The following is an 11,569-nucleotide window of genomic DNA, read 5'->3' as shown; positions in this document are numbered from 1 at the left end:
GCCGCCGGCCAGGACGCTTACCGCTGCCGGTTGCTCTGGAACACCAGGTCGTTATAGCTCTTCATCAAACGTGCCGGCGAGCCTTCCGGCGCGACGATCGGATTGTCCAACGCGCGCTGCTCGAATGCACTGTACGGAACCTTGTCCGCCACCCGCTTGATCCGCGCCTTGGATTCCTTGCGGAAATTCTCAGCGGCGGTCTCGAAACCGCTCCAGTCGGACTTGCCCGGCTCCTGGTTGGCGACCTTGGCGTGCGCTTCGTCGGACAGGCGGTTGAAGTCGGCCACCAGCGCAGTGGCCTTGGCGGTATCGAAGTCGTCGTCCTGCATCAGCCCGACGATGTCCTTGGCCTCGAGCATCATCGACAGCCGGTAGAAGTCGCGGGTGCGGCCCTCGGCTTTCTCCATCGCCTTCAACTGCTCGCGCTGCGCGGCGTCGTTCTGCGCCTCCAGTTCGTGGCTGAAGGCGTCGCTGGCCTCATGGAATTCGGACAGCGCGGCCATCAGCGGCGCATGCAGTTGCTTGCCCTTGGCGAACTGGTCGTCCTGGTAGTCCTCGCGGTCGTAGTAGTCGCGCGCCTGGTTGGCCAGCGGCTGCAGCGTCTTCAACGCGGCCAGATAGCGCTTGGCCGCCGCATCCAGCGCCGGCAACGCCGGCTTGGCTGCGATCGCCTCGGTCATCGGCGCGTCGCACTGCTTCATGGCGTACTCGTCGATCGGCGCAGGCCCGTACACGCTGGTTTCCTTGCCGGTGGGGCCGGCCTTGGGGTCGGCCATCCAGCGGATGTACTGCTGCGCGCCTTCGTGGATGCGCCCATCGACCTTGTTGAAGCATTCGATGTAGGCGTTGAGCTTGCGGGTCAACGCCTGGTCCGCTTCGTCGGCGGCAGCGTCTGCGGGAGCATGGCCGGCATCGGCGTCGGTCGGCGTGGCCGAGGGCTTGCCGCCACAGGCGGTGAGGAAAACGGACACAGCGGCGGCCAGCGCCGCAAGACGCAAAGAAGATTTCATGGGGGAAACGTTGATGTTGAAAACGGTTACAGAAAGTCTAGCAAACGAAAAGATCGTCGCGACGTGATGGTTGAGTGCGGGGATCCGGGCGTGGTGATTGGGGATTCGTCACAGCGGTTATGCGCGCTGATCCATGGTGCATGTCGCTGTGCTGCCTTGTGACCGAATGCGCGAGACGGCGCGTGCAGGTGCCACCGCCGCGGGGCATCGGCTAGACTGCAGCGACGTATCACCGATGGAACTTCCACGCCGCCATGGGCGACGATTCAGACTGTAGATGCCGGCGCACGCTGCGCCGGGCCACACCCCCCGCCGTTTCCATCCTGCCCGCCTGGCGCGCTGACGCCCCAGCGACGCGCGCCGGGGAACGCACATGATCGGCAACCTCCTGCTGTTGGCGCTGGCGATGCTGCTGGTGCTGCTCAACGGCTTCTTCGTCGCCGCCGAGTTCGCCCTGGTCAAACTGCGCCACACCCAGGCCGTCGGCCTGGCCGAGCACCACGGCTGGCGCGGCCGCCTGCTGCTCAACGTGCACGGCCATCTCGACGCCTATCTGTCGGCCTGCCAGCTCGGCATCACCCTGTCCTCGCTGGGTCTGGGCTGGGTCGGCGAGCCGGCCTTCGCGCACCTGCTGCAGCCGCTGTTCGATCTGCTGGGGCTGAGCGAGGAGGCGGCGCGCCTGAGCGCCTTCATCATCGCCTTCAGCGTGATCTCGTTCCTGCACATCGTGCTCGGCGAACTCGCGCCCAAGTCGATGGCGATCCGCCGCCCGGAGCGCATGTCGCTGTGGACCGCGGCGCCGCTGTACCTGTTCTACTGGGCGATGTATCCGGCGATCTGGCTGCTCAACACCAGCGCCAACGGCTTGCTGAAGGCCGTGGGCTGGGGCGAGGTCGAGCATGCCTCGCACCGCTATTCGCGCGAGGAACTGAAGCTGATCGTCGGCCGCCAGCACCCCGCCGGCGGCGCGCCCGACCACGAACTGACCCTGATGAGCCACGCGCTGGAACTGCCGGAGCTGGTGGCCGGCGACCTGATGCGCGCGCGCGACCATCTGCGCGGGTTCCGCGAGGGCATGGCGCTGGACGCGGTGATGGCCGAGTTCGCCGACAGCCGCTACAGCCGCTATCCATGGTTCGACCGCGACGGCGAACAGGTGCTCGGCATCCTGCACATGAAGGACCTGCTGGTGGAGATCGCCGGCGGCCGGCGCAGCGACGACCTGCGTCCGCTGTTGCGCCCGGCCAACCTGATCGCCCTGGAGACCCCCGTGCCACTGGTACTGGAGCGCTTCCGCACCGGCGCCACGCACATGGCGCTGTGCGTGGACGAGCACGGCCGCATCCTCGGCTACTTCACCCTGGAAGACCTGCTGGAAGTGGTGGTCGGCGACATCGAGGACGAGCACCCGCACGTGGTCAAGGACGCGCCGACCCGCGGCGCCGACGGCAGCGTGCTGGTGGCCGGCTCGACCTCGATCTTCCGCCTCGAGCGCCTGCTCGGCCGCGACCTGCGCGCGCCGGAGCACCTCAACTCCGTCGGCGGGCTGATCGTGCACCAGTTGCAGCGCCTGCCCGAGGAGGGCGAGCGCCTGGAGATCGACGGCCACCTGTTCACGGTCAAGCGCATGGCCGGTCACCGCATCCAGGCCGTGACCGTCCGCCTGGCGCCGGCCGAGCCCGCGCCGACGTAGAATGGCGCCCCCGCCGACACCCCCCACGCCCCGCCATGTCCGATTCCGCCCTGCTCGCCCTGTCCCCGCTCGATGGCCGCTATGCCGGCAAGGTCGACGCCCTGCGGCCGATCTTCTCCGAATACGGCCTGATCAAGGCGCGGGTGAAGGTGGAGATCGAATGGCTGCTGGCGCTGGGCGCCGAGCCGGGCATCGGCGAACTGGCCGCGTTCTCGCCGGCGGCGGCGCAGCGCCTGCGCGCGCTGGCCGACGGCTTCGGCGTGGAGCACGCGGCGCGGGTCAAGCAGATCGAACGCACCACCAACCACGACGTCAAGGCGGTGGAGTACTTCATCAAGGAGCAACTCAAGGACGACGCCGAACTCGGCCCGGCCCTGGAGTTCGTGCATTTCGCCTGCACCAGCGAGGACATCAACAATCTCAGCTACGGGCTGATGCTGGAGCAGGCCCGGCGCGAGGTACTGCTGCCGACCCTGGACGCGGTGATCGCGACACTGCGCGCCCTGGCCCATGCGCAGGCCGCACAGCCGATGCTGTCACGCACCCACGGCCAGACCGCCTCGCCGACCACCCTGGGCAAGGAGATCGCCAACGTGGTCGCCCGCCTCGAGCGCCAGCGCCGGCAGATCGCCGCGGTCGAGCTGACCGGCAAGATCAACGGCGCGGTCGGCAACTACAACGCCCACGTCGCCAGCTACCCGGACGTCGACTGGCCCGGCTTCGCGCAGCGCTTCGTGGAAAGCCTGGGCCTGGTGTTCAACCCCTACACCACCCAGATCGAGCCGCACGACAACGTCGCCGAACTGGGCGACGCCACCCGCCGCGCCAACACCGTGCTGATCGACCTGGCGCGCGATATCTGGGGCTACATCTCGCTGGGCTACTTCAAGCAGAAGCTCAAGGAAGGCGAAGTCGGCTCCTCGACCATGCCGCACAAGGTCAACCCGATCGACTTCGAGAACGCCGAAGGCAACTTCGGCATCGCCAACGCCCTGTTCGAGCACTTCTCGGCCAAGCTGCCGATCAGCCGCTGGCAGCGCGACCTCACCGACTCCACCGTGCTGCGTGCGCTCGGCACCGCCTTCGGCCACACCCAGGTGGCGCTGGACTCGCTGGCCAAGGGCCTGGGCAAGCTGACCGTGAACCCGGAGCGCCTGGACGCCGACCTGGACGCGGCCTGGGAAGTGCTGGCCGAAGCCGTGCAGACGGTGATGCGCCGCCACGGCCTGCCCAATCCCTACGAGCAGCTCAAGGCGCTGACCCGCGGCCAGGGCATCACCGCCGACTCGATGCGCGCCTTCGTCGAGACCCTGGACCTGCCCGAGGACGCCAAGCAGCGCCTGCGCGCCCTGACCCCGGGCGGCTACGTCGGCCTGGCCGAGCGGCTGGCGCGCAACATCTGAGCTAGGCCCCGTCCATCCTGGGTTAATCGGCAAGGGGCATGCTGGGGACTCACAGCAGAGCCCCGCGATGAACCGCACCCCGTTGTTTGTGTTGCCGCTGCTGGCCCTGGCCGGCTGCGCGCAGGCGCCACGCCCGCCGGCCGGCGACGGCGCGCACACCGCCGCCCCGCGCACCGTGGTCATGCAGGCCGCGCCGCCGATCGCGGCGGCGCCGTCGGTCGGCGACATTGCCGATGGCGACGAGCGCGACGCCGAGCCGCCGATCCGCATGGCCGCCTCGGCCAGCGGCGACATCGATTGCGACGGCCGCGACCTGAACATCGTCGGCCGCGACGCCACCCTGGTGCTGCACGGGCACTGCGCCACCGTCAGCCTGTTCGGCCGCAACGGCAACCTACAGATCGAACGGGCCGACACCCTGCGCGTGCTCGGCGACAACGCGCAGGTGACGGTGCGCGGCGACGCCGGCCAGGTCGCGCTGTTCGGCCGCCACGGCCGATTGCAGATGGCGCGCATCGCCACGCTGGAAGTGTCGGGCGACCAGAACCAGCTGCAGGCCAGCGCGATCGGCGCCATCGCCCTGCAGGGCAACGACAACGCCATCGTCCAGCGCAGCGGCAGGGCCCAGGTCGACGACAGCGGCCGCGACAACCGCATCCTCGACCAATAACGCCACAGCGCCGCGCCCGCCCGCGACGCGGCTGCCACGCGCCGCGGACATCCCGCACAGCCGGCGACGCGCCCCCTGCATGCACGCATGCGCCGGAACCCGGTCGCCGGATCGCCACCGCCATGGCCGACGGCGATCCGCTAGCAGCCGCGATGGCCCCACGGGCCAAACCGGCGGACAATGGCTGGGTCCGGCCGGCGCCGTTGCGCGCCCGCCCCTTCCTTCCGCGTTGCAAGGACCCCACCGCACATGGCTGCCCGCAAGACCGCCGCTCCCGCCTTCGAACTCCACGCCCGCCCCGGGCAACCGTTGGGCATGCCCGCCGCGACCTTCCTGCGCGACTACTGGCACAAGCGCCCGCTGCTGATCCGCAACGCCTTCCCCGACTTCGTCTCGCCGATCGAGCCCGGCGACCTGGCCGGCCTGGCCTGCGAGGAGGCGGCGCTGTCGCGGCTGGTCGAGCACGACCGCGCCAACGACCGCTGGCGGGTGCGCAGCGGCCCGTTCCAGGAGCACGAGTTCCCCGGCATGCCCGACCACGACTGGACCCTGCTGGTGCAGGACGTGGACAAGTGGGATCCGGACATCCGCGCCCTGCTCGCGCAGTTCCGCTTCCTGCCGCGCTGGCGGGTGGACGACGTGATGGTCAGCTTCGCCGCGCGCGGCGGCTCGGTCGGCGCGCACGTGGACCACTACGACGTGTTCCTGCTGCAGGCCCACGGCCACCGCCGCTGGCAGATCAACGCCAGCGTCGCGCTGGGCCGGCCGGCGCCGCCGACCGACTTCCGCGACGACGTGGAACTGAAGCTGCTGCGCCAGTTCGAGCCGACCCACGACTGGGTGCTGGGGCCGGGCGACATGCTGTATCTGCCGCCGCTGGTGCCGCACCACGGCGTCGCCGAGGACGCCTGCCTGACCTTCTCGGTGGGCATGCGCGCGCCGTCCTCGGCCGAGCTGATCGCCGATTACCTGGACACCCTGATCGACGGCGCCGACGAGGCGCTGCGCTACCACGACGAAGACCTGCAGGCGCCGGCCGATCCGTACGAGATCGATGCGGCGGCGATGGGCCGCGTGGTCGAGGCGCTGAACGCGCTGCGCATGAACGACCCGGACAAGCTGGGCGCCTGGTTCGGCCGCTTCATCACCACCTACCGCGCCGCCGGCGAGATCCTGCCGCCGGCCGGGCTGCCGCCGGCGGCGGAGATCGCCGCGGCGCTGGAACAGGGCCTGGTCCTGCAGCGGCATCCCTGGGCGCGGCCGGCGTGGCGGCGCACCAGCCGCGGCGCCATGCTGTTCTGCAGCGGCCTGGAGTTCGCCCTGCCGGTCAAGGACGCCAAGCGCCTGGCCGCGGCCGAACACATCGACGGCACCGACTACGCGGCGCTGTCGGCAGCCGGCAGGCAGACCCTGCTGGAACTGATCGAAGGCGGCTTCTACCAGCCGCTGGAGGCCGAGGACGCCACCGACGAGGACGTCGACGCGGCCTGATCCGACCATGCCCGGCCCCGGTTTCCGCATCGCTGCGCTGGATCCCGTCCACGACGGCGCCGACCTGCGCGCGCTGCGTGCCGCGGCCGGCACCATCGCGGACCCGGCCGGCCCCACAAGCGGAGCGCAGGACGCGCTGGGCGAGCACCTGGTCGCGCGCAGCGACGACGGCCAGGTGGTCGGTGCGGCCCGGCTCGGCGCGGACCGGCGGATCGCCGCGCTGACCGTGTTGCCGGACTGGCGTGGACGCGGCGTCGGCAGCGCGCTGCTGCGCGGCCTGATCGCGCAGGCGCAGCAGCGGGGCTGGCCGCAGCTGGAACTGCATGCGCCCGCCGCGACGCTGGCATTCCATGCCCGCCACGGCTTCCTGCCGCCGCCGGGTGGCGTGGCCGCCTCCGCGGAGGCCCTGCCGCTGCGCCGCCGCTTCGACGGCGCCGTGGTGGTGGAGGATGCGGCGATGGCGATCGCCGCCAGCATCGCGGTGCTGGCGCAGGCCCGCCGCCAGGTGCTGATCCACAGCCGCCTGCTGGATCCCGGCCTGCTCGACGATGCCCGTGTGGTGGAACAGATGCGCCGCTTCGCGGTCGCCGCGCATGCCAAGCAGGTGCGTGTGTTGCTGCACGACGCGGCCGCGCCGCAACGCGCCGGCGCCCCCTTGCTGGCGCTGGCACAGCGCTTGCCCAGCGTGTTCCAGTTCCGCGAAGTCAGCGACCCGGTGGACCGCAGCGATGCCACCGCCTACCTGGTCGACGACGGCGGCGGCTACTACTTCCGTGGACTCGGTCACCGTTACGACGGCGAGACCGACCTGCTCGGTGGCGGCCGCGCGCGCCAGTTGCGCGCCACCTTCGACCGCGTCTGGGAGCGTGCCCGGCCCTGCAGCGAACTGCGCGCACTGGGCTGGTGAGACGGCCGCGGCCACGCCGCCGCAACGGCCACGGATGAACCGGGATCGGCCTTGACCACGCCGAATGCACACCCCGGCTGGTTCATGGGGGTATAATTTTTGCGCTTGATTACGCCCGCGCGGCCCTCGCGTCCGCCGGTTCCTACCGCAAGCCACCCCAAACAAAGCGACCGCACCCCACCATCGTGGACAATCTACTCAAGCAGTTTGCGCAGTCATCGCAACTCGCCGGCGGCAATGCCGCCTATATCGAAGACCTGTACGAACAGTATCTGGTCTCTCCCGACAGCATCGATCCCAAGTGGAAAACCTACTTCGACGGCTTCCAGGGCCGCGATGCCGGTGACGTTCCCCACTCTGCGGTCATCGCCCACATCGCCAGCGCCGCGCGCCAGGCCGCCAACAGCGGCACCGGCCCGAGCGGCGACGAGCGCGAGCGCCATGTCGGCCGCCTGATCACCGCCTACCGTTCGCGCGGCCACCTAGGCGCGCGGCTGGATCCGCTGGGCCTGACCCCGCCGGTGAACCCGCCGGACCTGGGCCTGCCGTTCCACAGCCTGTCGGAAAGCGATCTGGGCAGCGAGTTCAGCACCGGCGGCCTCGGCGGCCAGCCGCGGATGAAACTGCGCGACCTGCTGGCGCGGCTGAAGGCGACCTACACCGGGTCGATCGGCAGCGAGTTCATGCACATCTCCGAGTTCGAACAGCGCCAGTGGATCTACCAGCGCCTGGAGAACGCGGGCGGCAACATCGCCGGCGACGCCGCCAGCCGCCGCCGCACCCTGGAGCGGATCACCGCCGCCGAGGGCCTGGAGCGCTACCTGCACACCAAGTACGTCGGCCAGAAGCGCTTCTCGCTGGAAGGCGGCGACTCGCTGATCCCGATGATGGACGTGCTGGTGCAGCGCGCCGGCAACGACGCGGTCAAGGACATCGTGGTCGGCATGGCCCACCGCGGCCGCCTCAACGTGCTGGTCAACACCCTGGGCAAGAACCCGCGCAAGCTGTTCGACGAGTTCGAAGGCAAGTTCGAGCACGCCCATGACGACCGCGCCCACACCGGCGACGTGAAGTACCACATGGGCTTCTCCGCCGACGTGGCGGTGGCCGACGGCAAGTCGGTGCACCTGGCGCTGGCGTTCAACCCCTCGCACCTGGAAATCGTCGACCCGGTCGTGGTCGGCAGCGTGCGCTCGCGCCAGGAGCGCTACGGCGACGCCGCGCGCAAGTCGGTGCTGCCGGTGATCATCCACGGCGACGCCGCGTTCGCCGGCCAGGGCGTGGTCATGGAGCTGTTCCAGATGTCGCAGGCGCGCGGCTTCGCGGTCGGCGGCACCGTGCACATCGTGGTCAACAACCAGATCGGCTTCACCACCAGCGCCCGCGACGACGCCCGTTCCACGCTGTACTGCACCGACGTGGCCAAGATGATCGGCGCGCCGGTGTTCCATGTGAACGGCGACGATCCGGATGCGGTGGCGTTCGTGGCCAACCTGGCCTATGACTTCCGCCAGCAGTTCAACAAGGACGTGGTCATCGACCTGGTCTGCTACCGCCGCTGGGGCCACAACGAGGCCGACGAGCCGGCGGCCACCCAGCCGGTGATGTACCAGACCATCCGCAAGCACAAGACCACCCGCGAGCTGTACGCCGCCCAGCTGGAAAGCGAAGGCGTGCTGCAGGCCGGCGAGGCCCAGGCGCTGGTCGACGGCTACCGCAACAAGCTCGACTCGGGCGAGTACACCACCGAGCTGGCGACCCGCAAGCCCGACGAATTCGCCATCGACTGGTCCAAGTACCTGTCGGGCAAGCTGACGGACAAGGTCGACACCACGGTCAAGCGCAAGACCCTGGACCAGCTGGCCAAGATCATCACCACCATCCCGGGCGGCGTCGAGCTGCACCCGCGCGTGGCCAAGATCTACGAGGACCGGGTGAAGATGGCCGCCGGCGAACTGCCGGGCGACTGGGGCTTCGCCGAGAACCTGGCCTACGCCACCCTGCTCGGCGAAGGCCACAAGCTGCGCCTGGTCGGCCAGGACGCGGGCCGCGGCACGTTCTTCCACCGCCACGCGATCCTGCACGACCAGAAGACCGACAGCTACTACCTGCCGCTGCGCCAGCTGGTGGAGAACCCGGAAGACGCCACCGTGATCGACTCGCTGCTCAGCGAGGAAGCGGTGATGGGCTTCGAGTACGGCTACTCCACCACCGACCCCAATGCGCTGTGCATCTGGGAAGCGCAGTTCGGCGACTTCGCCAACGGCGCGCAGGTGGTGATCGACCAGTTCATCGCCGCCGGCGAGGCCAAGTGGGGCCGCATCACCGGCCTGGCGCTGTTCCTGCCGCACGGCTACGAAGGCCAGGGTCCGGAGCACAGTTCCGCGCGCCTGGAGCGCTTCCTGCAGCTGTGCGCGCTGGAGAACATGCTGGTCTGCGTGCCGACCACCCCGGCCCAGGCCTTCCACATGATCCGCCGGCAGATGCGCATGTCCACGCGCAAGCCGCTGGTGGTGATGACGCCCAAGTCGCTGCTGCGCCACAAGCTGGCGGTGTCGACCCTGGAAGAACTGGCCGACGGCGAGTTCCAGCACCTGATCCCGGACGCCAAGGCCGACCCGAAGAAGGTCAAGCGCGTGGTTGCATGCTCGGGCAAGGTCTACTACGACCTGCTCGAGGACCAGACCAAGCGCGGCCAGGACGACGTCGCCCTCCTGCGCGTGGAGCAGTTGTATCCGTTCCCGCGCGAGCTGCTGTCGGCCGAACTGAAGCGCTACAGCAATGCCACCGACCTGGTCTGGTGCCAGGAAGAGCCGCAGAACCAGGGCGCCTGGTACCAGATCAAGCACCACCTGCAGGCCTGCCTGGCCGACGGACAGAGCCTGCACTACGCCGGCCGCGCCCGCTCGCCGTCTCCCGCCGCCGGCCATTTCGCCGAGCACGTGGAAGAGCAGCTGAAGCTGGTCGCCGATGCGCTGTTGAATCCGTTCAACGACCAAGTCGCTGAATAAACACCCTTTCACACTTCAAAAAAGACACCACTAGGACGCCCCCTGCAATGGCCACCGAAGTCAAAGTTCCGGTACTGCCCGAATCCGTATCCGACGCCACCATCGCCAGCTGGCACAAGAAGGCCGGCGACGCGGTCAAGCGCGACGAGAACCTGGTGGATCTGGAGACCGACAAGGTCGTGCTGGAAGTGCCCTCGCCCGTCGATGGCGTGCTGAAGGAGATCAAGTTCGAGGCCGGCGCCACTGTGACCAGCTCGCAGTTGCTGGCGATCATCGAGGAAGGCGCGACCGCCGCTGCGGCCCCGGCCGAGGCCAAGGTCGCCGAGGCACCGAAGGCCGAAGCGCCCAAGGCCGCCGCCGCGGAAGCGCCGAAGGCGGCCAAGGCCGAGGCGCCGAAGGCGACCGGCGATGTGTCCAGCCTGCCGCCGGGCGCGCGCTTCAGCGCCATCACCGAAGGCGTGGATCCGTCGCAGGTCGAAGGCACCGGCCGCCGCGGCGCGGTGACCAAGGAAGACATCCTCAACTACGCCAAGAACGGCGGCGCCGGCAAGGCCGGCGGTGCGCGCCCGGAAGAGCGCGTGCCGATGACCCGCGTGCGCAAGCGCATCGCCGAGCGCCTGATGCAGTCGAAGAACTCGACCGCGATGCTGACCACCTTCAACGAGGTCAACCTGGCCAAGGTCTCGGCGGCGCGCAAGGAACTGCAGGACGAGTTCCAGAAGGCCCATGGCATCAAGCTCGGCTTCATGAGCTTCTTCGTCAAGGCCGCGGCCAACGCGCTGCAGCGCTTCCCGCTGGTCAACGCCTCGATCGACGGCGACGACATCATCTATCACGGCTACAGCGACATCTCCATCGCCGTGTCCACCGACAAGGGCCTGGTCACGCCGGTGCTGCGCAACGTCGAGCGGCAGTCCTTCGCCGACATCGAACAGGGCATCGCCGACTACGCCAAGAAGGCGCGCGACGGCAAGCTGAGCCTGGAGGAACTGCAGGGCGGCACCTTCACCGTGACCAACGGCGGCACCTTCGGCTCGCTGCTGTCGACCCCGATCATCAACCCGCCGCAGAGCGCGATCCTGGGCATGCACGCGATCAAGGAGCGTCCGATCGCCGAGAACGGCCAGGTCGTGATCGCGCCGATGATGTACCTGGCGCTGTCCTACGACCACCGCATCATCGACGGCAAGGATTCGGTGCAGTTCCTGGTCGACATCAAGAACCAGCTGGAAAACCCGGGCCGGATGCTGTTCGGTCTGTAAAAGCCGGGAATCGGGAATGGAGAAACGGGAATGGGACCAGCGCCCATCCGCCGCTCCATTCCCGCCTGGACCTGGATGGGAAACGGCAGGCGCATGCGCTTTTGCCATTCCCTATTCCCCAT

At 69.2% G+C, this 11,569-nt stretch carries 8 protein-coding genes; 7 read left to right on the top strand and 1 reads right to left on the bottom strand.

Features of this window, described 5'->3' with window-relative positions; all coding sequences use genetic code 11:
• Positions 1 to 17: 17 nt before the first annotated feature.
• Entirely contained in the window at positions 18 to 1,010 is a 993-nt protein-coding gene (locus PG878_RS09220) for a YiiG family protein (protein ID WP_209031279.1), read from the bottom strand.
• A 373-nt stretch (positions 1,011 to 1,383) separates the two neighbouring features.
• Here PG878_RS09220 and PG878_RS09215 point away from each other — a divergent pair, with 373 nt between their 5' ends.
• The 7 genes from PG878_RS09215 to sucB all read left to right on the top strand — a co-directional run bounded on the left by PG878_RS09215 (position 1,384) and on the right by sucB (position 11,447).
• Positions 1,384 to 2,703, top strand: a complete 1,320-nt coding sequence (locus PG878_RS09215) for a hemolysin family protein (protein ID WP_209031278.1) — start codon at positions 1,384 to 1,386, stop codon at positions 2,701 to 2,703.
• A 35-nt stretch (positions 2,704 to 2,738) separates the two neighbouring features.
• A complete protein-coding gene (purB, locus tag PG878_RS09210; protein WP_209031277.1) occupies positions 2,739 to 4,106 on the top strand; it encodes an adenylosuccinate lyase in 1,368 nt (455 codons plus the stop codon).
• Positions 4,107 to 4,173: 67 nt separating this feature from the next.
• Entirely contained in the window at positions 4,174 to 4,776 is a 603-nt protein-coding gene (locus tag PG878_RS09205) for a DUF3060 domain-containing protein (RefSeq protein WP_209031276.1), read from the top strand.
• 249 nt (positions 4,777 to 5,025) lie between these two features.
• Complete coding sequence (locus PG878_RS09200; protein ID WP_209031275.1) at positions 5,026 to 6,267, top strand: ribosomal protein uL16 3-hydroxylase; 1,242 nt, start codon at positions 5,026 to 5,028, stop codon at positions 6,265 to 6,267.
• A 7-nt stretch (positions 6,268 to 6,274) separates the two neighbouring features.
• Positions 6,275 to 7,174 (top strand): GNAT family N-acetyltransferase, encoded by a 900-nt coding sequence (locus PG878_RS09195; protein ID WP_209031274.1) that lies wholly within the window; start codon positions 6,275 to 6,277, stop codon positions 7,172 to 7,174.
• Between the two features lie 185 nt (positions 7,175 to 7,359).
• Positions 7,360 to 10,185, top strand: coding sequence for a 2-oxoglutarate dehydrogenase E1 component (locus PG878_RS09190; protein ID WP_209031273.1), 2,826 nt, complete (start codon positions 7,360 to 7,362; stop codon positions 10,183 to 10,185).
• A 47-nt stretch (positions 10,186 to 10,232) separates the two neighbouring features.
• Complete coding sequence (gene sucB / locus PG878_RS09185) at positions 10,233 to 11,447, top strand: dihydrolipoyllysine-residue succinyltransferase (RefSeq protein WP_209031272.1); 1,215 nt, start codon at positions 10,233 to 10,235, stop codon at positions 11,445 to 11,447.
• Positions 11,448 to 11,569 lie beyond the last annotated feature (122 nt).

Origin of the sequence: Xanthomonas hawaiiensis, from assembly GCF_031834635.1 — a bacterium.
Lineage (GTDB): Bacteria > Pseudomonadota > Gammaproteobacteria > Xanthomonadales > Xanthomonadaceae > Xanthomonas_A > Xanthomonas_A sacchari.
This window is presented reverse-complemented; position numbering and strand designations above follow the sequence as displayed.

What these genes read in the sequence shown, in the direction of transcription:
- PG878_RS09215 (WP_209031278.1), top strand. Translation starts at nt 1,384, where the DNA reads ATGATCGGCAACCTCCTGCTGTTGGCGCTGGCGATGCTGCTGGTGCTG.
- sucB (WP_209031272.1), top strand. Translation starts at nt 10,233, where the DNA reads ATGGCCACCGAAGTCAAAGTTCCGGTACTGCCCGAATCCGTATCCGAC.
- PG878_RS09195 (WP_209031274.1), top strand. Translation starts at nt 6,275, where the DNA reads ATGCCCGGCCCCGGTTTCCGCATCGCTGCGCTGGATCCCGTCCACGAC.
- PG878_RS09220 (WP_209031279.1), bottom strand. Translation starts at nt 1,010, where the DNA reads ATGAAATCTTCTTTGCGTCTTGCGGCGCTGGCCGCCGCTGTGTCCGTT.
- PG878_RS09205 (WP_209031276.1), top strand. Translation starts at nt 4,174, where the DNA reads ATGAACCGCACCCCGTTGTTTGTGTTGCCGCTGCTGGCCCTGGCCGGC.
- PG878_RS09200 (WP_209031275.1), top strand. Translation starts at nt 5,026, where the DNA reads ATGGCTGCCCGCAAGACCGCCGCTCCCGCCTTCGAACTCCACGCCCGC.
- purB (WP_209031277.1), top strand. Translation starts at nt 2,739, where the DNA reads ATGTCCGATTCCGCCCTGCTCGCCCTGTCCCCGCTCGATGGCCGCTAT.